The sequence below is a fragment of the Flavobacterium haoranii genome, from assembly GCF_009363055.1.
In the GTDB taxonomy this organism is placed as follows: Bacteria; Bacteroidota; Bacteroidia; order Flavobacteriales; family Flavobacteriaceae; genus Flavobacterium; species Flavobacterium haoranii.
Genome location: NZ_CP045292.1, coordinates 2744129 through 2768532, shown reverse-complemented (window position 1 = coordinate 2768532; position 24404 = coordinate 2744129). Strand labels below are relative to the sequence as shown.

Below are 24404 nucleotides of genomic sequence, written 5' to 3'. Positions count from 1 at the left end.
GTATTTTAAAAATAAAAAACTAATTTATTGACTATTAGTTGTTTATAAAAACTATCTCGTTTTCGTAGACTCTCTTAAAATCAAGCTTGTCTCGATAACTTCAGTTCTATAATACTCACTATCATACTCTTCCAATTCATGCTCCTCTTCTTCTAATCTTCTGATAAGCATTTCTGCCGCTTTTCTACCCATCTTAACTCCATTTTGACTCACAGTTGTTATGGTTGGTGTAGAGAATTTAGAAATAATTCCATCAGTAAAGGCGATAACTGATAAATCATTTGGAACATTAATATTTAAGCTATTTGCTATTTTAATAGTTACGACTGCAAATAATTCGTTCACTGCAATTACTGCATCAACTTTCTCACTATGCAGCAAGTAATGAATTTTAGAATCACAAGTTTCAATATCTTCAATTTTAACGATATATTTATCTTCAACCTTAATATCATTATCTTCTAAAGCTTTCAAATAGCCTTCCGTTCTTAATTTTCCAACACTAACATAATCTACTGTCGTAATTAAGGCAATTTTTTTAGCACCATTTTGAATTAAGAAATTAACCGCTTCATAAGCTGCTTGATAATCATCAATTATAACTTTATCAGTTAAGATTTCGTTTGCCACTCTATCAAACATGATAACAGGCATACCTTGATTTATTACTTCTTTAATATGATGATAATCTCCTTTTTGTTGCGTTTCTTTAGAAAGTGACATAATAAACCCGTCTATACTACCATTGGCAAGCATTTCCATATTGATAACCTCTTTATCAAAAGACTCATCTGATAAACACACAATAACATTGTAGCCTGTCTCATTTGCTACTTGTTCAACTCCACTAATTACTGTTGCAAAAAAATGATGTACAATTTCAGGAATTATAACCCCTATTGTCTTTGTTTTTTGTTTTTTAAACTTAGTGCAATATTATTAGGCTTATAGTTATATAGTTTAGCAAAAGCTTGAACTTTTAAACGCGTATCTTCACTAATCTCAGGACTATCTCTAAGAGATTTTGAAACTGTTGAAACCGAAACATCTAATTCTTTTGCAATTTGCTTTAAAGTAACTTTTTTCTTCATATCATTTATAATATTGCAATAAATGTAATTCATAAATTTTAATATGGCAATTTTAACTGTTAAAAATAACTTAATTTATAAAGTTTTCAACACGAAAACGTTTTCGGTAGGTAGTTAGACGTCAAATGTTTTTTAAAACCGTTTTTTTACATAAATTTAACATTGGAAGTGAATATAAGCTACTATAAAATAGCGTTTAACTTAATTAATTTGTATGAAAACACTGCAAAAAAAGTTATTACTTTTATTACTTATTTTACCTATAAGTATGTTTGCACAAAACACTTTAAATGGTGTCGTTTTAGATAGTGGTTCTCAACAGCCATTACCTGGAGTAAACATTGTAATAAAAGGAACTTCTAATGGAACAACTACCGATTTTGATGGTAATTTCTCATTAGAAAAAGTAAAACAAAATGATGTAATTGTATTTAGCTACTTAGGCTATAAAGAGAATACGGTTACTTATACAGGACAAAAAAACATTTCAGTTTCTTTAACAGAAGATTCTCAGCAATTACAAGATGTTGTAGTAATTGGTTATGGAACTGTTAAAAAAGAAGATGCAACAGGTTCGGTAAATACAATTACAGATAAAACCTTTGTTAAAGGACCTGTAGTAGCAGCTGATCAAATGATTCAAGGTAAGGTTGCCGGAGTTCAAATTACTAATGGTGGTGGAGCTCCAGGTGAAGGTGCAACTATTAGAGTCAGACAAGGTTCTTCTCTTGGTAGTTTTGGATCTTCTAATGACCCACTTTTTGTTATTGATGGTGTTCCTGTTGCTGCAGATAATACTGGAGGAAGAAATCCATTAGCAACAATAAACCAAAATGACATTGAAAGTGTTACCGTTTTAAAAGATGCGTCAGCAGCAGCTATTTATGGTTCAAGAGCATCGAATGGTGTTATAATAATCACTACTAAAAAAGGTAAAAGTGGTGAAATGAAAATCAACTATAATGGCAATGTTTCTTTTAGTTCAATTGCAAAAAAAGTAGATGTATTAAACGGAAACCAATTAAGAGATTATGTTACCACTTACGGAAATGCAAATCAACAAGCATTACTAGGTACTGCAAATACAGATTGGCAAAAAGAAATTTACAGAGATGCAATTGGCACAGACCATAATATCTCATTATCTGGTGGAGCTGACAATATCACTTATAGAGCTTCAGCTGGCTACACAAACATGGATGGTATTTTAAAAGAAGATAATTTTTCTCGAGCAACTACAAGTGTAGCATTAGTTGGTAACTTTTTTGATAACCACCTAAAAATTGAAGCAAATAATAAAACTTCTTCCATGCAAAACAACTACAGTGAAAGAAGTGCAATAGGTGCCTCGTTAGCTTTTGATCCAACTCAAAATGTAACAAATCCAGATGGCTCTTACTTTGAATGGAATCAACAATTAGCAAGTAGAAACCCTGTTGGATTGATAAACAAATCACACAATTATGGGACTTCATTTAGAAGTTTAGGAAACATTCAAACCGAATATAAATTACACTTTTTTCCAGATTTAAAAGCAGTAGCTAACTTTGGTTATGATTACACTTCTGGAAGAAGTTATGGGGGTTATGATAATGATTATGTTTACAATAATGTAAATGCGGAATATGACTACAGAAATGAAAGTAAAAATAGATTGATGGATTTATTTTTAAATTATAAAAAAGACATTTCTGCAATTAAAGGTTCTATTGATTTAACCGCTGGATATAATTATCAAAACTTCGATTACATTAATAATCCAGGATTTTCAACTACGTTAGCTGGTAACACAAGTACATCTCAATACAAAAAACAAGGATATAATATACAATCCTATTTTGCAAGAGGTATTTTTAATGTTTATGACAAATATATTTTAACTGCAACCATAAGACGAGATGGAACTTCTAGATTTGCTCCTGCATACAGATGGAGTAATTTCCCATCTGCTGCTTTAGCTTGGAAATTAGATAAAGAAAAATTTCTTGAAAATGTTAATTCTATATCGTCATTAAAACTAAGATTTGGATGGGGAATTACTGGACAACAAGATATTGGTAGACTATACCCATCTCTGCCAACTTATTTAAGTGCTGATAATCAAGCACAATATCAAATCGGAAACAGTTTTTACAATCCAATTAGACCACAAGAATATAATCCTAATTTAAAATGGGAGCAAACAGAAACAAGAAACATAGGTTTAGATTTTGGTCTTTTCAAAAACAGAATTACAGGTGCTGTAGATGTATATGAAAAACGAACTAAAGACCTTATTGCATACATCCCAAATCCACCATTTTATGGTTTTTCAAATTATAACTATTACAACATAGGTAAAACTAAAAATCAAGGTATTGAAATGGCATTAGAAGCAATTTTAGTAACTAATGACGATTGGAATGTAACTGTAGGAGGAAATGTAACATTACAAAACGCAAAAGTAACTGGGTTAATTGATGGTGCTTCCGAATTTGGAATTTCAACTGGTGGTATAACTGGTGGTATCAACAATGAAGTACAAAGAATTCAAGTTGGTTATTTCCCTAATGCATACTATGTATATGAACAAGCGTATGATGCAGATGGTAACCCAATTGACGGTGTTTTTATCGACAGAAATGGTGACGGACAAATTAATAGTGCTGACCGCTATTTTTACAAAAAGCCTCAAGCAGATGTTTATTATGGTTTTTACACTAATATAAGCTATAAAAACTGGGATTTTGCAATGTCTTGGAGAGGCAGCTGGGGTAACTATAATTACTATAATGTTGATTCTAATTTAGGTTGGCAAAACCAAATCTTAATTAGAGATACAGATTTAGGTAATGCTACAACAGAGGTTTTAAATACAAACTTCACTTATGCTGGTTCTGAAAGATTTTTATCAGATTATTACGTTAGAGATGCTTCTTTCATAAGAATGGACAATGTAACAATTGGTTACAACTTCAAAAACTTCTTAGGAAGTAAAGCAAATGCTAAATTATCGCTTGGTGGACAAAATTTAATCTTAATCACTAGTTACAAAGGTATTGACCCAGAGGTTAACGGTGGTATCGATAATACAATTTACCCAAGACCTAGAATGTACACTTTAGGTTTAAATGTAAACTTTTAAAAAAAAAACTATGAAGAATTTAAAAATTAACCTTTTAAGTTTATCTTCTTTTCTTCTTTTGTTATTAACTATTTCTTGTACTGATGAGTTAAACACAAAACCAGAAGGAGCTGAACAAACAGCTGACGAGGTATTTTCAGACCCAGATTCTTATAAAAACTTCTTAGCAAAATTATATGCAGGTCTTGCAACCACTGGACAACAAGGTCCTGCGGGTGCTGGAGACGTTGCTGGAATAGACGAAGGTTTCAGTTCTTACTTAAGAAATTACTGGAATTTTCAAGAATTAACAACAGATGAAGCAATTATTGCTTGGAATGATGCTACTATAAAAGATTTCCATTGGCACAGTTGGACAACCTCTGATGGATTTATTAAAGCTACTTTTTATAGATTAGCATATCAAATAACTAATTGTAATGAGTTTTTAAGACAATCAACTGATGAAAAACTAGATAGTAGAGGTATTACTGGAGCAGTAAGAGATGAAATTATAGTATACAGAGCAGAAGCTAGATTTTTAAGAGCTTTAAGTTACTGGCATATTATTGATTTATTTGGAGGTGCTTCATTAACTACTGAGGACTCTCCAACTCAATATTACTTACCTCCATATGCTTCAAGACAAGATTTATTTGATTTTGTGGAGCAAGAACTAACTGAAATGGAATCAGATTTAAAAGACCCTAATACTAATGAACAATTTAGAGTAGATAAAGCTGCTGCATGGATGTTAAAAGCAAAATTATTTTTGAATGCTCAAGTTTATATTGGTGAAGATAGAAATGCAGATGCTTTTACTTATGTAAATAAAGTTATCAATGAAACTAGTTATTCATTACATAATAATTACAGACAATTATTCATGGCTGACAACAATTCAAACGGAGCTCAAAATGAATTTATCTTTGCCGTTGCTTTTGATGGTTTACATACAAAAACCTACGGTGGAACCACTTATTTAACACACGCTGCCGTGGGTGGTAGTATGACTGCTTCTGATTTTGGAATCAATGGTGGTTGGGCAGGTTTAAGAACTACATCTGCATTTGTAAATAAATTCAATGGCATGGACAATGACTACCGTAAACAATTTTACACTAACGGACAAAGTCTAGAGATAAATGATGTGGGAAGTTTTACAGATGGATATGCTATTTCAAAATGGAAAAATGTTGACAGTTTTGGAAATCAAGGCTCTGACTCATCTGGAGACTTTGTAGATACTGATTATCCTGTTTTTAGACTTGCAGATGCTTATTTAATGTATGCAGAATGTTATTTAAGAAATGGTGGTGGAGATGCAAGTACTGCCGTAGGATATATTAATGATCTTAGAGAAAGAGCTTATGGTAATACTTCTGGAAATATTACAACTTCTGATTTAAATTTAGACTTTATTTTAGATGAAAGAGCACGCGAATTACATTGGGAAGGTCATAGAAGAACTGATTTAATTCGTTTTGGAAAATTTTCAGGAAGTTCATACTTATGGCCTTGGAAAGGGAATGTTGCCAATGGCTCACCAATCCCTACTTATAGAAGACTTTTCCCAATACCTCAAGATGCAATTATTGTAAACCCTAATTTAATTCAAAACCCTGGTTATTAATTTAATATGAAAAAATATGAAAAATATAATTAAATCATTATTTATATTATTATCAGTTGCAACAATTTCATGTAGTACTGATGATGTTCAAGATAGACCTGCTATTCAAGGAATAGATGCTCCAATTTTATCTGCTCCAGAAGACGGTAATATTTACATTCTATTACCAGAGAACATGACTCAACAAGCAGAGAGATTTGTTTGGAGTAAAGCAAATTATAATGGTGATGTAGCAATCTCTTACAGCTTAGAAATTGATAATAACGGAGGAGACTTTTCTGCAGCTCAAGTATTAGGCGGAACTTCAGGAGCTCTTCAATCATCAATCTCTACAGAAACATTAAATACAGCATGTTTAGCATTAGGAGCTACTCCTTATACTGCTGCTAATTTTGATGTAAGAGTTATTTCAAGTGCAAATGGATACAGCCCAATGGTTTCAAATGTTGTAACAATAACAGTAACTCCTTATTCTACTGATTTACCTAAAATTGGAGTTGTAGGTAACCACCAAGGATGGTCTCCAGCTACAGCTCCAGAATTAGCAGCTTCAGGTTTTGGTGCAACAGATTATGAAGGATATGTTTGGTTAGATGGAGAATTTAAGTTTATTGCAGCTAATTCTTCTGGAGTATATGAGTGGGGAAATACAGATTGGGGTGATGACGGATCTTTTTCTGGTGTTTTATTACAAGGAAGCTCAACAAATTGTGGTCCAAATGCTGCAGGTTATTATAGAGTTAGAGCAAATACAACTGATTTAACTTATGAAACTACTTTGGTAAGTTGGGGTGTTATTGGAAGCGCTACTCCAGGTGGTTGGGATAGTGATACAAATATGACTTATGACGCAAATACGGGTAAATGGTCATTAGTTGTGACATTAGTAGATGGAGAAATTAAATTTCGTTACAATGATTCTTGGAATAATGGTTCAGACCAATTTAACTTAGGAAGTTATGATGGAGGAGCTGATCCAGGAAATTATGGAGGTGAAATGATGACCTATGGTGGTGGTAATATAGCTGTTACTGCAGGAACTTATCTAATAGAATTAGATTTAACAAGTCCAAGAGACTACAAATATTCAATTACACCACAATAATAAATTAATAAGGGCTACTTAGGTAGCCCTTTTATGCTTTATATGAAAATGAAAAAAATTTACTTACTACTTTTCTCAATAATAACTAGCTTTACATTTGCACAAGTTTCTTGGCAAGGTGGCACAACACCCGAAGCAAATCAAACTGCAACATTATTATTTGATAAAACTGGAACAGGACTTGCTTCATATTCTGGAACAATATATGCACATACTGGAGTGACTGTTAATGGAAATCCTTGGCAAAATGTTATAGGATCTTGGGGTAACAATACCACGCAACCTGCATTAACTTTAGTTTCTGGAAATATTTATAAATTAGATTTAACTCCTACAATCCAAGATTTTTACAGCAATCCTTCTGGAACCATTTCTAAAATTAATATTGTGTTTAGAAGTGCTACTGGTTCGCAACAATCTGTAGATTTAGAATTACCTGTTGGAGCATTTCAAGTTAACTTAAACACACCTTATGAAAACAGTTACACAGTTGTAAATTCAGGTGGAAGTTTAGCAATTTCTGCATCTAATACTGGTGGAAACGCGAACTACAATTTAATTGCAAATGGTTCAACCATCAATACATTTACAGGAAGTTCCTATTCATATTCTGACACAAACATTACTGTAAATAAATCTTATGAGCTGCAGATAACTTTAGGAGGACAAACCTTTTCAAAATTTTTCAATGTTGTTGTTAGTCCAACGACAGTTACGGAAGCTTTACCAACTGGTTTAGATTTAGGAATTAATTATAACTCTTCCGATAATTCAAAAGCAACTTTAGTATTAAATGCTCCTGGAAAAGATTTTGTTTATGTAGCAGGCTCTTTTAACTATTGGCAACCAACTGCTGCTTATGCTATGAAAAAAGATCCATCATCTTCTAAATTTTGGTTAGAATTAACTGGATTAACAGCTGGACAAGTTTATACTTATCAATATTGGGTGGTAGATCAAACTCCTACAGCAAATTCTCAAGCTATGGTAAAAACTGCTGATCCTTGTTCAACATTAGTGCTTTCTCCTTATGATGATCCATGGATCTCAGCTGCTTCATTTCCTAATTTAAATACTACTTATGCTTATCCTTCAGGACAAGAAAGAGAAGTAACCGTTTTACAAACAGGCCAAACTCCATACAATTGGCAAGTAACTAATTTTACGAAACCAAATAAGGATAACTTAGTAGTTTACGAGCTTCTAGTTCGTGATTTTGATGCAGATAGAAATTATCAAGATGTAATTGACAAAATAGATTATTTTAAAAATTTAGGAATCAATGCCATCGAATTAATGCCGGTAATGGAATTTGAAGGCAATGAAAGTTGGGGTTATAACACCGCTTATCATATGGCTTTAGATAAATTCTATGGAACAGAAGATAAATTACGTGAATTAGTTGATCTATGCCATCAAAATGGTATCGCTGTAATTTTAGATATTGCCTTTAACCACGCATTTGGAAGAAACCCTATGGTTCGTATGTGGATGAATGATCCTGATGGTGATGGCTGGGGAAGTCCTAACACAGATAATCCATATTTTAATACTTCTGCAAGACATAGTTATAGTGTTGGAGAAGATTTTAATCATCAATCTACACATACTAAAGAGTATGTAAAAAGAACACTTAAACATTGGATACAAGACTTTAAAATTGATGGTTTCCGTTGGGATTTAACTAAAGGTTTCACTCAAAATTGTTCTGGTGGTGACGATGCTTGTACTAATAACTATCAAGCTGATAGAGTTGCTGTTTTAAAAGAATATGCAGACTATCAATGGTCGTTAGATAACGATCAATATGTAATTTTTGAACATTTAGGTACAGGTGGATCTGCAACCGAAGAAACAGAATGGGCAAATTACAGATATGCTGAAGGAAAAGGGATAATGTTATGGGGTGAAATTTTCTATCCTTATAAGCAATTAGCTCAAGGTTATTCTACTGGAGCCGATATTTCAACTATTGGTCATACAAGTAGAGGCTTTACAGGTAAACGTTTAATGGGATATCCTGAAAGTCACGATAAAGACAGATTGATGTATGAAGCTGTTACTTACGGTAATGGAAGTGGATCTTTCCCAGTTGCTGGTAATTTAACTAATGCTTTAAATAGAATGGCTTCAATTGGAGCTGTGAGTATTTTAGTTCCAGGACCGAAAATGATTTGGCATTTCCAAGAACTAGGAATGGATGATTCAATATTCACATGTAATAATGGTACAGTAAATTCCGATTCTGATGCGACTGCTGGAGATTGTAAATTAGATACAAAACCTCAACCACAATGGGTAGAAAACTGGTTAGCCGATCCTGTTCGCGGACCTATTTATCAAAAGTATTCTAGATTTATAGAATTAAAAACAACAGAACCTGTGTTTAACGGAAGTTACGCAATTAGTCCTGACGGAAACAATATTAGACAAAGAGTTTATGTTTACGACAATAGTCTTCCGTCAACAAGTTTAAAAAATGTTGTTATTTTAGCTAACTTCTCTGTTGCTAATCAAAATGTAACTCCAGATTTTCCTTACACTGGAACTTGGTATGATTTAATGGATAATACTCCTTATGTTGTAACAAGTACTAGTGCACAAATAGCTATTGCATCTGGTCAATTTAGAATTTTTGGTAACCAACCATCAACTTTAAGTAATGATACATTTTTAGATGAATCTAAAATTAACTTATATCCTAATCCTTCAAATACAGAAATTTTTATTTCAGAAGGAATGGATTCAATAGAAATTTTCACTTTAACAGGTCAAAAAGTATTAGATTTTAAATCGGTTCTTTCTGATTCTGCCATGAATATTTCATCATTACAAAACGGATTATATCTTGTAAAAGCTACAAAAGACAATAAATCATTTACAAAGCGCTTGATAAAAAATTAGTTTTTTTGAAGTTACGTTATGTTAAAAAGCACCTTCGGGTGCTTTTTTTATATTATTTCTTCAAAGTTTTCGTTTATTTACATTATGAAATCAAAATTTCTAGTTTTTCTTTTTTTCTTATCGGCAGTAACATTTGCCCAAAATTTCTATTTAAATATTAAAGGAAAAAATGAATACGAAAATTCTATTATAGACAGTCTTACATATCCAAAAAAACATGAAAATGTTGCTGAAATTTTAGAAACTCAAAAAACATTTGAAAACTCTTTATATAACATTGGTTATTTTAACTTCGAACTCAATTCTCAAAAGAAAATAAACGATAGTACATTTGTTTTTCATTATTATTTAGGAAGTAGAATTAAAAAATTAATTATAAAAACTAACCAAATTTCTAAAAGTGATAAAGAAATTTTAAAAATAAATGAAGATGCTATTTCAATTTTACCAGGTGAAGTAGAAAACTGGATGAATTCAAAATTAAAACTATTAGAATCAAGTGGTTATGCTTTATCGAAGCTAAAATTAATTAATCAAAAAGTAAATGGAACTATAATTTTATGTGAGTTATCTTTAAATCTTAACCAAAAAAGGAAACTAGATGATATCGTAGTTTTGGGTTACGATAAATTTCCGCAAAACATTAAACAAAATTGGAAAAGAAAACTTAGAAACAGAACCTTTAATCAAGAATTAGTAAACGAAGTTTCTAGAGATATTGAAGAATTTCCATTTGTTACTGCAACCAAATCTCCTGAAATTTTATTTACAAAAGATTCTACAAAAATTTACACGTATTTAGAAAGAACCAAACCTAATAAATTTGACGGTTTTATAGGTTTTGCAAATGATGAAAAGAATACAAAATTGACTTTCAATGGTTATCTCGATTTAAATCTAATCAACATCTTAAATTCGGGCGAAAAGTTTAATTTGTATTGGAGAAATGATGGAAGTAAACAAACTTCATTTAATCTCGGAACTGAGATACCATATTGGTTTAAAACCCCTTTTGGAGCCAAAGGAAATTTAAAAATATTTAAACAAGATAGTACTTTTCAAAATACCCAACTTAACCTTGAAGCGGGTTACTATTTTAGTTATAATCGAAAAGTATTTTTGGGTTACCAAACCATAAATTCAGTAGACATTCAAAACTTAAACGCTATAAGTCTTAATGATTATAAAAGTACTTTTTACACACTTAGTTTCGATTATTTAAAACGTAATGTTTCCGATTTCTTGTTTCCCGAAAAAACAATTCTATTGGCAAAAATTGGAATGGGTAAACGAACATTAACCGCAATAAATACCAATCAATTTTTTGCAGAAGTTAATGCAAGTCACCTCGTATATTTAAACGAAAAAAATCAAGTTTTTGTAAAAAACCAATCCTATTATCTCGACAGTCAAAACTATGTCATTAACGAATTGTATCGTTTTGGCGGAATTAATTCCATTAGAGGATTTAGAGAAAACACTTTACAAGCTAATTTCTTTTCAGGGATTTTTACCGAATATCGCTATCTAATAACACCCAACTTATATGTGCATTCTATAACAGATTATGGCTATTTTCAAGATAAAACAACCAATTTACAAGGCGGATTATTAGGCTTAGGTTTTGGTTTCGGAATGCTTACACAAAATGGGCTTTTTAAACTCATTTATGCAAACGGAAGTACGGATGATCAAGCTATAAAACTTTCTGACTCTATTATTCAAATAAGTTTTAAAACAAATTTCTAGAAGCGCATTAAAAGGCTTATTTGCAATTCATTTTCCTGCTGTACGCTATACAAGGTGCCGCTCCCATCAGGGCTATATTTCAACTATTCGCATTCTTGAAACGAAAAAAACTTTAAACTTTTAAACTTTTAAACTTTAAACATCTAAATTTGCAAAATGGAAAAAATGCAACAAATTTTTGGAATTAGAGCCATTATCGAAGCAATTCATGCTGGAAAAGAAATTGATAAAGTGTTTATTCAAAAAGATTCTCATGGAGAATTAATGCGAGAACTATTAAAAGTTTTAAAAGAACACAATATCAATTACTCACAAGTTCCTATCGAAAAACTTAACCGATTAGGTAATCGAAACCATCAAGGTGCTGTTGCAACCATTTCTCCAATTTCATTTGCCGATTTAGATGAAGTAATTTCAACTTTATTAGACCAAGGAAAAACTCCTCTTTTCATTGTTTTAGATGGTGTTTCAGATGCTCGAAATTTTGGAGCTATAATTCGTACTGCAGAATGTACTGGTGTAAACGGAATTATAATACCTAAACAAGGAAGCGCTCCTGTAAATGGAGATACTGTTAAAACAAGCGCTGGTGCTGTATTTAATGTTCCTATTTGTAAAGTAGACCATGTTAAAGATGCTGTTTTTCACCTACAATCTTGTGGTATAAAAACAGTTGCAGCTACCGAAAAAACGAATCAAAATATTTACGATATAGATTTTAAAGAACCTACAGCTATTATTATGGGTAGCGAAGACAAAGGTGTAAATCCTTCTGTTTTAAAAGTTGTTGATGAAAAAGCTAAACTTCCTATGTTTGGCACAATATCTTCATTAAATGTATCGGTTGCTTGTGGAGCGTTTTTATATGAAGTTGTTAGACAAAGATTGTAATTTGTTAATTTGAAAATTTGAAGATTTAAAAATGAGTTTGAAAATTAAAACAAAGACCATTTACTTTTTTAATTTTCTCATTTAATTCGAGTTCAATATTCTTGATTTGAAGTAACTTTTCTTCTTTAGAAAGCTTGTCATTGTTTTCAATTTCAATCTTTTTAGAATTGAATTGTTCTTTCAATCCTACCTTTGATTGAAATTTTCCAAGATTATGTAATTGCAAATTCTTCAACCTATTAATTTTAATTATTTCTCAAAAAATCATAAATCACTTTCATGGATGAAGAAAAATAATCTTTGATTTCGTTTTCACCTTCTTTTGGTTTTGGTGGTGGATTAAAGTTGCCCGATTCATCGAAATTTTTTATAAATGCATCTTCTTTAGGATTAAAATCGGGATGTTCCCAATTATACATAACGGGTTTACCAAATTGAGGTGTTCTAATTAATAAAGCCATGAATAAACCTGTTAAAAATCCACTTAAATGCCCTTCCCAAGAAATATGATTATCTACTTTAGGAAACATATACCAAACCATACCACCATATAATAAAACTACAACAAAGGAAACTGCCATGAGTCTAAAATATTTGGTAAAAATTCCTTTGAAGAAAATAAAACTTACCAAAACATAAATTAAGCCGCTGGCACCAATATGATAACTAGGTCGTCCCAAAAGCCAAGTTCCTAAGCCTGAAAAAAGATTCCTAAAATAATTACTTTCCACGTTTGTTCTCTATAAAAAAAACGGAGAAAAGAAAGCAAGACTATTAATGCTAATGAGTTATTAACAATATGTTGAAAATCGCCATGCAACAACCAACTGAATAAAATTCCTTTTAAACCAAAAATTTCTCTTGGGTAAATTCCGAAATGATGAAAATTCTCATGAAATCTAGATTCGTACCAAAAAACCATCCATAATACTAAAACAAAAAATACTGGCAACAGTAGTACCGAATTATAAAATTTAAATTGATGGTCGCGAATAACTTGTTTCATATTAAAATAAAACCTTATTGGTTTTAAAAAAGTAACTCAAATATAACACCAAAAAATATTAGATGAATTTTTGTCATATTCTCAAATAGATTCTATTTTAGTCAAAAGAAAAAACAGCACTCTTTAAATGGATAAATTACGAAAAATTCTGCAAGAAAAAGTAGAAATTTCAGAAAGCGATTGGAACTTTATTGCATCAAAACTTCAAACAAAAGATTTCAAGAAAAAAGAATTTCTTATTACTACTAATCAAGTAGAACAAAACATCTATTTCATTTTAGAAGGTGTTTTTCGTATTTTTATTGAACTAGCTGAAAAAGATGTTACTTCCGATTTTGGTTTTCCAAACAAGTTAATCAGCAGTTATTCATCGTTTCTTACACAAACGCCAAGTGTGGCTTGTATTCAAAGTTTAACAAAATCTAAAGTTATTTTTATTACCAGAGAAGATTTAGATGAAATTTACAAAAACACATCATGTGGAGAATCTATAGGTCGCGTTTTTGCAGAAGAATTTTTTATGTACAAATCGAAACGAGAATTAAGCTTCATGAAAGATTCGCCAACAGAACGTTATTTAAACTTATTTAAAGAACAACAAAACCTTGTTCAGGAAATCCCACAGAAGTATTTAGCATCATATATTGGAATCACACCACAAGCTTTAAGTAGAATTCGCGCAAAAATATTATAACCTTTAAATTTGTTAACCGAAGTTCATTGTTTGACCTTCTTCTTGTTTCTTTCTTTGCTTTAGAAATTTAAAACAAAGATTATGGAAACAAATCAAGTAAACAATGTAGAACAAACGAATACAAAAACAAAAGAAATTATTATTGTTCAAAAACCAACAGATGCATTTATTGGCGCAGCATGGATTTCATTAATTACCGGAATGGTTTCTTATTGTATTGGACTTTGGAATGCACAAATGGAATTAAACGAAAAAGGTTACTATTTCACAATCTTATTGTTTGGTTTATTCTCAGTAATTTCTGTTCAAAAATCTGTACGAGATAGAGCCGAAGGAATTCCAGTAACCGATATGTATTATGGAATAAGTTGGTTCACAACCATTGCTTCAATTACTTTACTCGTTATTGGACTTTGGAATGCCGATTTAGAATTAAGTGAAAAAGGATTTTACGGCATGTCATTCCTATTAAGTTTATTCTCTGCAATTTCGGTTCAAAAAAACACGCGAGATTTATTACTCGCAAAAAATTCAGATAAACACGAATAAACCAAATCGTTATAAAATTACTTAAGGTTTGAAATTAAATTTTCAAACCTTTTTCTTTTATATAAAATTGAAAAAAATGTACTTTTACACTATGGAAGCACCTTTAGCAGAACGCATACGACCTCAACATTTATCAGAATATATTAGCCAACTACATCTAGTTGGCGATCAAGGTTCTTTAACCCATCAAATTGCGAAAGGTATCATTCCTAGCTTAATTTTATGGGGACCACCCGGAACTGGAAAAACTACTTTAGCTCAAATTATGGCTGAGGAAAGTAAGCGTCCGTTTTACCAATTGAGTGCTATTCATTCTGGTGTTAAGGAAGTTCGAGAAGTAATTGACAAAGCCAAACAAAGTGGCGGACTTTTTACTACCAAGAATCCTATTTTGTTTATTGATGAGATTCATCGTTTTAGCAAATCGCAACAAGATTCATTATTAGCTGCTGTCGAAAAAGGTTGGGTTACGTTAATAGGAGCAACTACTGAAAACCCGAGTTTTGAAGTAATTCCCGCTTTATTGTCAAGATGTCAGGTTTATGTTCTGAATCCTTTTACCAAAGAAGATTTAGAAGCTTTATTACATCGTGCTATTGCTGTTGATGAAGTTTTGAAAACCAAAAATATTCAATTAAAAGAAACAGAAGCTTTATTGAGACTTTCAGGTGGAGATGGAAGAAAATTATTAAATGTTTTTGAATTAGTAGTCAATGCAACTGATGGCGACGAAATTGAAATTACTAACGATAAAGTAATGCAATTGGTTCAAAAAAATACGGTTCTTTATGACAAAACAGGTGAACAGCATTATGATATTATTTCGGCGTTTATTAAATCGATTCGTGGAAGTGATCCTAATGGTGCTGTATATTGGTTAGCTCGCATGATTGAAGGTGGTGAAGATGTAAAATTCATTGCCCGAAGAATGCTAATTTTAGCCAGTGAAGATATAGGAAATGCCAATCCAACGGCTTTAATTATGGCGAACAATACGTTTCAAGCGGTAACAACAATTGGTTACCCTGAAAGTAGAATACTTTTAAGTCAGTGTGCTATTTATTTAGCCACCTCAGCAAAAAGTAATGCCAGTTATATGGCAATTGGTAAAGCACAACAATTAGTTAAACAAACGGGTGATTTACCGGTACCAATGCATTTGAGAAATGCGCCTACCAAACTGATGAAAGAATTAGGCTATGGTGACGAATACAAATATGCTCACGACTTTTCTAACAACTTTGCCGAACAAGAATTTTTACCATCTGAAATTTCGGAAACTAAATTTTTTGAACCTGGAGAAAATGCACGCGAACGTGAATTACGTCAGTTTCTAAAGAATAGATGGAAGGATAAATATGGATACTAAAGGTAAAAGGTACTAGGTAAATGGTTAAAGCTAATAAAAATTTATAAACTTTAACCTAAAACCCTTGACCCATAACCAAATTAAAACTTCACACTAACTTTCTCTGAAATTAATTTTCCCTCTTGATAATATTCAAAAAACCAACCGTTAATTTTCTTTAAGAAAGTTCCTTGAACATCACCTTTTTTAGCCATATAAACATTTTCTATAGAAGTGTTTTGAATAATGTAAACTACTTTAGGTTCGCTATCGACAATTTTGTATCCATTTTCAATAGGCAAAGCAAATAATTGATCTGGATTGACAACTTTTTGAACTTCAACATTTGCTTCTTTAACCTCAACTTTTGTTTCCGTTTTGGCTACAACTTCACTTTTAGCAGTAAAATTATTTTTAAAATTTAATTGACCTTTTAACGAAGTTAAAGCTGCTCTAAATGCTTCTTTATAAGCTTCTTCATATTCTTTTTCTCTACTACTACCTCTAAAACTTTCAGTTAAAACATTGTTTTGACAATCTTTAACTTGAATTATAATATTTGTAGTAAATAATTTATTTTCCTCAACAGCATCAGCATAGAGCGCTAAACATCTACTGTTTGCTAATTCTTCAGGCAATTTATCAGTATCATAAAAAACAGTAAAACCTTGAGATTCAAAAAATGATTTTGTTAAAGCATTTAAATTATACTTATTTGCTGCATTTAAAAATGAAAATTTTGCTGGCACAATTACATATTTGTAATTTTCTTGTGCAGAAGAAAGAATAGTTATAAAAAGTGCAAAAACTAAAATAAGCTTTTTCATATATATTAATTGTTTGTTTTACATTGGTTATATGGAATCGCACTATCTTATTAAGTGTTTGCTTTCAACAAACATGTTTTTAATTGCGATTTCATTATAGTATGTTTTTAAGTTCTAATAAATGTTTTACTTCTACATGTGAAGTATTTTCTGTTTTAATATTTTCAGCATTAAAGAAAATAGCATCCATTCCAAAATCGACTGCTCCTTCAATATCAGCTTCCCAACTGTCACCTATCATGATACTTTCCTCTTTAGTTGCTTGGGCTAAAGATAATGCAAATTCGAATATAGTTGGATGTGGTTTTTTTACACCTGCCATTTCCGAATTGGTCACCGATTTAAAAAAGTGTTCAATATTTGAATTTTTCAATTTTTTGTCTTGAACAAAATGAAAACCATTTGTAATTATATGCAATTCGTATTTTGGTTGCAAATATTCCAAAACTTCAATAGCACCATCTAATAAATGATTACTATTGGGCAAATGTGTAATATAGTCATCTGAAAGTTGGTTTACCAATTCTCTTGAAACCTCTACTTCTAAAATATCGAAAACATCTTTTAAACGATAATAACGTAAATCTTCGTGCGAAATCTTATTTACTTGATATAACTTCCAATAATGCTGATTTCTTGGAATATAATATTTTAGGAATTCATCTATAGAAAAATCAAATCCGTGCTGTTTAAAAATTACATCAAAAGCAACTGCAGAATTTCTATCGAAATCCCAAAGGGTATGATCTAAATCGAAAAAAAGGTGTTTTTTGTTTTGGAACAATTCTAAATGTTGATTTGTTGATTTGCTTATGCGGTGATTAAAAATACATCTCGACTCCGCTCGATGTGACAAAATTAATTCGTAATTAATAATTATTTTCCAGCTGTAATAACTGCATTTTCAACGTGATAAATCCAGTCTTCAACATCGCTATCATTGTAACGAAAAGTTCCTTTTAAAGTTACATATTGATCAGTTTTTAACTTTGGTAAATCGCCTTTAAATTTAATTCCCATAATCGTTTCTGGTCCCGATTTTCCACAAAAGAAACAAGAAGCAAAAACATTTTTACTAATTGCATAATTTTTATTGTCAATTGGAATTATAAATCCAGTGATAACAATAGGTTTTCCTTGCAAAGCTTTTAACTTCGGATTAATTACAGGAAACATCACTTCTCCATAAGTTTTATCCTTTTTCTTTTGATAATCAATTTGTCCTAACAACTTCCACGTTAAAGTATCTGTTAGCACTACATTTTTTTCTAATGCTACTTTACTAGAAATGTTTTTATTAGTAAAACTAAAAGTGATTATTGAAATTATTGCAACTACTGCAACTGTATATATTTTACGCATTTGCTAATGTTTTTGAAATATTTAATGTATATGCTTTTATGGCTGGTATTAATGCTGCAACTATCCCTACAAGTAGTGTGAGTACTAACAACCAACCTTCTTTGTTCCAAATAAATTCGTACGGATTAAAACTCAATTTAAAGTCGGCTTCCGATGATTTTGAAATGAGAACTAATGCTATTCTTCCCAAAATCGTACCAAAAATAAAACCAACAAAACATAAAAGCAAACTTTCAATCAAAACAAGTTTTAATAATTGAAATCTTCCTGCTCCATTTACACGTAATAGCGCAAATTCGCTTTTACGTTCTTTTAAAGTTTTGAACAAAGCAATGAAAATAGAGATTCCTGAAATTAACATGATTCCGTATGCTAAATAACGAAGTGCATCGATTCCAACACCAAACAAAGTAAACAATCTATTAATTTCAATTGCAGGTGAAGCGGCTTGCATTTTAGTATTTTGCGGAATAATGCGTTGCCAAGTTAGTTTTGCCATTGGATTGCGCATTTGCAATAAAACTGAAGTAATTTCCATTCCAGGTTCGTCGATTGTTAAATCTGAAGCTTCATGATGCTCATGCTCATCTCCTTCTTCATGAACGTGACCTTCTTCTCCATGTTCGGGATTTTCGTGTCCTTGATGATGCATTTGCCAAACACTTGGTATGTTACATAAAATTAAATTATCTACCACTTTACCCGTTGGCTCAGCAATTCCAACAACTTTGTATGCGTAATGATCGTGTACTTCGCCTTCGGCAGAATCACCATGTGAACCAAAAAACTCATCACCCACATGTAAACTCAACTTTTGAGCAATTTCACTTCCAATAACAACATCAAAGTTTCTATCGAAAGTTTTCCCTTCAGAAAATTCAACTTTAAAATGCTTTAAATAATCTTGGGTAGTTCCTAAAATTTTAAATCCTTTGTAATTATCACCGAAGGCCAATGGAATTGCTTTTCCAACCATTGGATTTTGCATCCAAACTTTTGCCGAATCTAAACTAATATTTCCAGTAGGAGCATCAACTTGATATATAGACGACAAAATTAATTGCAACGGACTTCCTTGCGCACCCATTACTAAATCTATTCCGTCTAAATTATTTGTAAACTTTTCTTCGAATTGTTTTTCTAATAAAATTAAAACCGTAATAATTGCCACACTCGAGGTTAACAAAATAATACTTAAAATAGTATTCAACGGTTTGAACCAAATATTTCGCCAAGCTAATTTTGTAATCATTATACCATTGTTATTTTGTTAGTAAACTTCTCTTTAATTCTTGCATCGTGCGTAACAATTACCAATGCTGCTTTGTATTCTTTAGACAAATCGGTCAATAACTGAATTACCTTTTCTGCATTTTTATCATCCAAACTCGATGTAGGTTCGTCTGCCAATAGTACTTTTGGTCCATTCATTAAAGCACGAGCAATTGAAACACGTTGTTGCTGACCAATACTTAATTGGTTAGGTAATTTATTAGCTTGATTTGCAATATCTAATTTTGCTAGCAATTCTTTTGCTCTTGTTGCATTTTTCTTTCCTGTTGCTAACCAACTCGCCATTTCTAAATTTTCTAGAACCGTTAGTGAAGTAACAAAATGCGATTTTTGTAAAACTAAACCAATATTTTTTCCACGAAATTTATCACCTTTCGATTCTGATAAAGCAACCATGTTAACTTTATCAATTAAAATTTCTCCCGTTTTTGGTTTTAATATTCCTGCTAAAATATGCAGATAAGTTGTTTTTCCTTTTCCAGAATCACCAGTAATTAAAATCGTGCTTCCTGCTTCACAATACAAATCGGGCATGTGAAACAATTGGTCTTTAGAATAGGAAAACGTAATTCCTGATGTGCTAATCATTCTCTTAATTATGAATTATGAGTTTTTAATTATGAATTAGAAAACGTCAATTCGAGTTTTTTATGGAATAAAAAGTATCGAGAATTGTTTTCTAATTTATTTTCTCTGTTCTCGATATTATTTTCTATCGAAAATCACTCGAACTGACGAAAATTAATTGTTTGCAAGATACATATTTAGCGAGAAAGATTTTCTTAATACTTTCTAAAAAATTCCTTCATCTACAAAACTATAATAACTCTTTTCAGTAATAATTACATGATCCAAAACTTGAATATCTAAATTCTTTCCAGCTTCTTTAATTTTCTTAGTAATTTGGATATCGGCTTCGCTAGCTTGGAGTTTTCCAGAAGGATGATTGTGCGATAAAATTATGGAAGTCGCATTGTGCTCCAAAGCAAATTTAAACACAATTCGGATATCGACAATAGTTCCTGTAATTCCGCCTTTGCTAATTTGTGTCTTGTAAATGACCTTATTAGAATTATTGAGAAACAATACCCAAAATTCTTCGTGTGGTAATTCTCCAATCAAAGGTTGCATGATATCGAAAACCGCTTTACTCGACGTTATTTTTTTGAGTTCGATTACTTCCTCTTCGCGCCTTCTTCTTCCTAGTTCTAAAGCGGCGGCAATAGAAATCGCTTTGGCTTCGCCAATTCCTTTGAAATTCATCAATTGTTGAATGGATAATTTACCCAGAAGATTGAGATTGTTTTGTGAACTCGCTAGAATACGTTGGCACAATTGCACGGCGCTCTCGTTACGAGAACCCGAACCTATAAGAATGGCTAAAAGTTCAGAATCAGACAAGGAAGATTTTCCTTTAAGCAGAAATTTTTCACGCGGGCGATCGTCTTCGGCCCACTGATTAATTGGCGTGTACATAAAATTTTATTTGGCGTTTATAGAAACAAAAATAGAAAATTTTGTGGATTTGATGATGTGTTGATTTGAAAATTTGATAATTTGATAATTGTAAATTGAAAAAAAGTTATATTTGAAAAAAGTTTAAAACCAAATGCCTGATTCTTTTAATCAAGAATTAAAAAAAGACAGAATTGGAATTTTCATCATTTCAATCTCAATTATTATACTTTCCATATTCTTTTTTAAAAAGACAATTCAATTAATGAAAGCAATCTCACAGAATTACAATTAACTTTAAAAGAAAGCCCAAAATTTATTGAAAGACAAGGAAAAACACCTGCACATATTATCATTACTTCAAAGGAATACAAAAAGGATTTTCATATTTCGAATTTTGAATACAAAACTATTGATTTAGAATTATTTAAAAAATCCATTAATAAAAATGACAGCATTCGAATTAAGATTGACAATTCAGATAAATACAAACTCAACAGAGAAACCATTGTAAATAATTTCACTTACGTTTATGGACTAGAAAAAAATAATAGCCAGTTTATTGATTTAGAAAAAACTAAAAAACTCAAAGATGAAGATACTAAAATTGCCTTTTTTATTTTAGGACTAGGTTTAATTATGCTTCCATATGCTTTTGTAAGAAGAAATGTTGAATTAAGATTTGAAATGATGATTTTAACATACATTTTTTTATCAGCAATAATTTATTCAATATTAAAAGCAAACAAACTAATTTAAACTTTTTCTTTAAACAATAATATGAGACATCTCGACTTCGCTCGATGTGACAAATAAAAAAATCCGAATTAAATTCGGATTTTTTTATTTATTATCAAATTTTCAAATCAACACATTAACGAATCAACTCCTTTACTTCATCAAAATTCAATCCGCCGTAGTTGCCAGAGCTCATTAACAATAACGCTGAATTATCTAAATTTTGATTAAATAAGAAATCTTTAAATTCGGTTGGATTCGTATAAATTATTAAATCGTTACGTTCAAAAGAATTCGCAATTTGGTCGTAGGTTACTTCTTCTAATTGTTTGATTTTAACTGCATCAGGCGAATAGAAAACAACAGCAACATCGGCTGCATCTAAAGCGCCTTGATATTCTTTTAAAAACTCGGCATTTAAACTACTATACGTATGTAATTCTAAACAAGCCACTAATTTTCTATCAGGATATTGATTTTTTACGGCTTTTGTTGTCGCTGAAACTTTACTTGGCGAATGTGCAAAATCTTTATACGCTACTTTATTCGAACTTTCCGCAATTTTCTCTAAACGTTTGCTCGCTCCTTTAAAAGTAGCAATCGCTTCGTAGAATTCGGCTTCATCAACACCCATACATTGGCTAATCCATTTGGCTCCTGCCAAATTATTCAAATTGTGTGCTCCAAAAACTTCAATTGGCATTGCACCATCCGGAGTTTCCAATAAAGTAGTTCCATTTTCAACTGAATATTCTGGTGTTTGATACGCAATTTTACGAATTTGATTTTCGCATTCTTCTGCAACTTGTTTTACCGTTGCATCTTCTTCATTGTACACCAAAATGCCGCCTTTGGTAATCAAATTGGTAAAAATTCTAAATTGGTCTACATAGTTTTCGAAAGTTGGAAACACATTGATATGATCCCAAGCAATTCCTGAAAGTAATGCAATATTAGGTTGGTACAAATGAAACTTCGGACGCAAATCGATTGGTGATGTTAAATACTCATCACCTTCTAAAACGATAAATTCATTTTCTTCAGTTAGATGTACCATCGTATTAAAACCTTCTAATTGCGCACCAACCATATAATCCACCTTAACATCATGATAATTCATCACGTGCAAAATCATGGAAGTAATCGTCGTTTTTCCGTGCGAACCACCAATAACAACTCGCGTTTTATCTTTGGATTGTTCGTATAAAAATTCGGGATACGAATAAATTTTCACTCCAAGTTCTTGAGCGCGTAACAATTCGGCATTGTCTTTTTTAGCGTGCATCCCTAAAATTACCGCATCTAAATCGGCTGTAATTCTTTCAGGAAACCAACCTAATTCATTGGGCAACAAACCTTTTTTATCTAAACGCGATTTTGACGGTTCAAAAATAGCATCATCGCTTCCGGTTACTTGATATCCTTTTTCGTGTAGGGCTAAGGCTAAGTTGTGCATGGCTGCCCCTCCAATTGCTATGAAGTGTACTCTCATATTGTAAGTCAAAAGTGAAAAGTCAAAAGTGAAAAGTTTTTTAAATACCAATCATTTTATTTTTCTCACGAATTAAATTCTTTTTTTAATTGTTTGGCTTTTTCGATGTTTTTAAGCTTGTTCAAATATAAGTCATATAACTTTTCAAACGTAGTTTTTGAATTGCCAATTTTGTGTGCCAAAGTATAATTTTTTTCAGCACTTTGGTAGCGTTCAAAATAGACATCAATATACCCTTTTGCTAAGTAACCATCTACTTTAGACAAATTCAACAATTCAGTAGCATATTTTTGAGCTTTTTTTTCACTTCCGCCAATAATTGCTGGTAATTCAATATACAACATTACCAATGCCCAACGCGTATCAATATGATTTTTGTCGAGTTTGGCTGCTTTTAGAAAAGCTTCTTCTACATCATCAATTAAGGAAAGTGCTTTAAACTTATTACTTTCTTTAGCCTTAATTCCTAAAGCGCCTCCATATTTGTACCAATAATTAGCATTTTGCGGGAATTTATCGCGAAGTGTTTTATATTTTTCAATCGCTAAATCCCAGTTTTTTTGGTGACCAAAAATATCGCCTAAATATTCAATCGCTTGGTAATTATTTGGATTTTGAACCAAAACTTTTTCGAAATTACTTTGCGCTAATTCCCATTTTTTATCTGCAAAATATTGCTTGCCCAATTCAAAATTTGATTGGGAAAACATTTGCAATGAAATTAAAAAAATGAAAATTATTTTTCGCATAGATGTCAAAGGTAAAACTTTTCTTTCCATAAAAAAACTCCAACATCAGTTGGAGTTTTTTATATTTATAATCTTTCGTATTGACAACAACCGTGAAGTTTTTCATAATCTTCATCAGTTGCTTTAATCTCTTCTGTATCGTGACCCGCTTTTGCAATTGCTTTTTTAATATCGGCTAATGAACATTTATTTTCATCAAAAATTAAGTGTATGTCATGATGATCAACATGCCAATCAGCACTTTTAACTCCTTTAACCGAAAAAGCGGCTTTCTCAATACGCTTTTCGCACATTTCGCAATTCCCGTTTACTTTAAATTCTGCTTTTTTATTTTTACTTTTTTTCTCTTGTGCTACTGTTACAAAAGAAATCATCATTAATAGAATTGCTACTATTTTTTTCATTTTTATAGTTT

Annotated in this window: 21 protein-coding genes and 1 pseudogene; 9 read left to right on the top strand and 13 right to left on the bottom strand. The window is 31.4% G+C overall.

The genetic code is table 11. From position 1 onward, the window contains the following. Positions 1–51 precede the first annotated feature (51 nt). A pseudogene (locus GCU34_RS13020) lies at positions 52–1091 on the bottom strand (LacI family DNA-binding transcriptional regulator). Between the two features lie 214 nt (positions 1092–1305). On the opposite strand from GCU34_RS13020, the gene GCU34_RS13015 reads away from it, so the two are divergent. From GCU34_RS13015 to rlmB, 6 genes are all read left to right on the top strand, one after another. Further along, a complete protein-coding gene (locus tag GCU34_RS13015; protein ID WP_072781301.1) occupies positions 1306–4215 on the top strand; it encodes a SusC/RagA family TonB-linked outer membrane protein in 2910 nt (969 codons plus the stop codon). 10 nt (positions 4216–4225) lie between these two features. After that, positions 4226–5827 (top strand): RagB/SusD family nutrient uptake outer membrane protein, encoded by a 1602-nt coding sequence (locus tag GCU34_RS13010; RefSeq protein WP_072781304.1) that lies wholly within the window; start codon positions 4226–4228, stop codon positions 5825–5827. Positions 5828–5843: 16 nt separating this feature from the next. After that, positions 5844–6932 (top strand): SusE domain-containing protein, encoded by a 1089-nt coding sequence (locus GCU34_RS13005; protein ID WP_072781306.1) that lies wholly within the window; start codon positions 5844–5846, stop codon positions 6930–6932. A 48-nt stretch (positions 6933–6980) separates the two neighbouring features. Further along, positions 6981–9836 carry an alpha-amylase family glycosyl hydrolase gene (locus GCU34_RS13000; protein ID WP_072781308.1) on the top strand — a complete coding sequence of 952 codons (2856 nt, stop codon included), beginning with the start codon at positions 6981–6983 and terminating at the stop codon, positions 9834–9836. A gap of 84 nt (positions 9837–9920) precedes the next feature. Then, positions 9921–11585, top strand: coding sequence for a BamA/TamA family outer membrane protein (locus GCU34_RS12995; protein ID WP_072781311.1), 1665 nt, complete (start codon positions 9921–9923; stop codon positions 11583–11585). 156 nt (positions 11586–11741) lie between these two features. After that, positions 11742–12476: a 23S rRNA (guanosine(2251)-2'-O)-methyltransferase RlmB gene (gene rlmB / locus GCU34_RS12990; RefSeq protein ID WP_072781313.1), complete on the top strand. Its 735-nt coding sequence runs from the start codon at positions 11742–11744 to the stop codon at positions 12474–12476. 25 nt (positions 12477–12501) lie between these two features. Here the strand turns inward: rlmB and GCU34_RS12985 are convergent, their stop codons facing one another. From GCU34_RS12985 to GCU34_RS14315, 3 genes are read right to left on the bottom strand one after another with little or no spacing between them, the layout of a single operon-like run. Beyond that, a complete protein-coding gene (locus tag GCU34_RS12985; RefSeq protein ID WP_152378485.1) occupies positions 12502–12711 on the bottom strand; it encodes a hypothetical protein in 210 nt (69 codons plus the stop codon). Positions 12712–12721: 10 nt separating this feature from the next. Next, positions 12722–13156, bottom strand: coding sequence for a rhomboid family intramembrane serine protease (locus GCU34_RS14320; RefSeq protein ID WP_317162521.1), 435 nt, complete (start codon positions 13154–13156; stop codon positions 12722–12724). Between the two features lie 11 nt (positions 13157–13167). Further along, positions 13168–13482, bottom strand: a complete 315-nt coding sequence (locus GCU34_RS14315; protein WP_317162520.1) for a hypothetical protein — start codon at positions 13480–13482, stop codon at positions 13168–13170. A 127-nt stretch (positions 13483–13609) separates the two neighbouring features. On the opposite strand from GCU34_RS14315, the gene GCU34_RS12975 reads away from it, so the two are divergent. The 3 genes from GCU34_RS12975 to GCU34_RS12965 all read left to right on the top strand — a co-directional run bounded on the left by GCU34_RS12975 (position 13610) and on the right by GCU34_RS12965 (position 16094). Further along, positions 13610–14176: a Crp/Fnr family transcriptional regulator gene (locus tag GCU34_RS12975; RefSeq protein WP_072781317.1), complete on the top strand. Its 567-nt coding sequence runs from the start codon at positions 13610–13612 to the stop codon at positions 14174–14176. 81 nt (positions 14177–14257) lie between these two features. Beyond that, positions 14258–14725, top strand: a complete 468-nt coding sequence (gene yiaA / locus GCU34_RS12970) for an inner membrane protein YiaA (protein WP_072781320.1) — start codon at positions 14258–14260, stop codon at positions 14723–14725. 91 nt (positions 14726–14816) lie between these two features. After that, positions 14817–16094: a replication-associated recombination protein A gene (locus GCU34_RS12965; protein ID WP_072781322.1), complete on the top strand. Its 1278-nt coding sequence runs from the start codon at positions 14817–14819 to the stop codon at positions 16092–16094. Positions 16095–16174: 80 nt separating this feature from the next. On the opposite strand, the gene GCU34_RS12960 is transcribed toward GCU34_RS12965, so the two are convergent. The 9 genes from GCU34_RS12960 to GCU34_RS12920 form a co-directional block, all read right to left on the bottom strand. After that, complete coding sequence (locus GCU34_RS12960; RefSeq protein WP_072781325.1) at positions 16175–16900, bottom strand: hypothetical protein; 726 nt, start codon at positions 16898–16900, stop codon at positions 16175–16177. A 94-nt stretch (positions 16901–16994) separates the two neighbouring features. Continuing rightward, positions 16995–17684, bottom strand: coding sequence for a YjjG family noncanonical pyrimidine nucleotidase (locus GCU34_RS12955; protein ID WP_072781327.1), 690 nt, complete (start codon positions 17682–17684; stop codon positions 16995–16997). Positions 17685–17776: 92 nt separating this feature from the next. Next, positions 17777–18262 carry a hypothetical protein gene (locus GCU34_RS12950; protein ID WP_072781330.1) on the bottom strand — a complete coding sequence of 162 codons (486 nt, stop codon included), beginning with the start codon at positions 18260–18262 and terminating at the stop codon, positions 17777–17779. Then, a complete protein-coding gene (locus GCU34_RS12945; RefSeq protein ID WP_072781333.1) occupies positions 18255–19514 on the bottom strand; it encodes an ABC transporter permease in 1260 nt (419 codons plus the stop codon). Before GCU34_RS12945 ends, GCU34_RS12950 begins: the two co-directional genes overlap by 8 nt. After that, the gene (locus tag GCU34_RS12940) at positions 19514–20143 is read right to left on the bottom strand and encodes an ABC transporter ATP-binding protein (RefSeq protein ID WP_072781335.1); all 630 of its coding nucleotides are present in this window, start codon (positions 20141–20143) and stop codon (positions 19514–19516) included. Before GCU34_RS12940 ends, GCU34_RS12945 begins: the two co-directional genes overlap by 1 nt. Before the next feature lie 204 nt (positions 20144–20347). Beyond that, entirely contained in the window at positions 20348–21031 is a 684-nt protein-coding gene (radC, locus tag GCU34_RS12935) for a RadC family protein (RefSeq protein WP_072781338.1), read from the bottom strand. An 853-nt stretch (positions 21032–21884) separates the two neighbouring features. After that, on the bottom strand, positions 21885–23240 hold the full coding sequence (locus tag GCU34_RS12930; protein WP_072781340.1) for a UDP-N-acetylmuramate--L-alanine ligase: 1356 nt from the start codon (positions 23238–23240) through the stop codon (positions 21885–21887). 65 nt (positions 23241–23305) lie between these two features. Continuing rightward, positions 23306–23950 (bottom strand): tetratricopeptide repeat protein, encoded by a 645-nt coding sequence (locus tag GCU34_RS12925; protein WP_227658688.1) that lies wholly within the window; start codon positions 23948–23950, stop codon positions 23306–23308. A 104-nt stretch (positions 23951–24054) separates the two neighbouring features. Next, on the bottom strand, positions 24055–24393 hold the full coding sequence (locus tag GCU34_RS12920) for a heavy-metal-associated domain-containing protein (protein WP_143146164.1): 339 nt from the start codon (positions 24391–24393) through the stop codon (positions 24055–24057). Positions 24394–24404 lie beyond the last annotated feature (11 nt).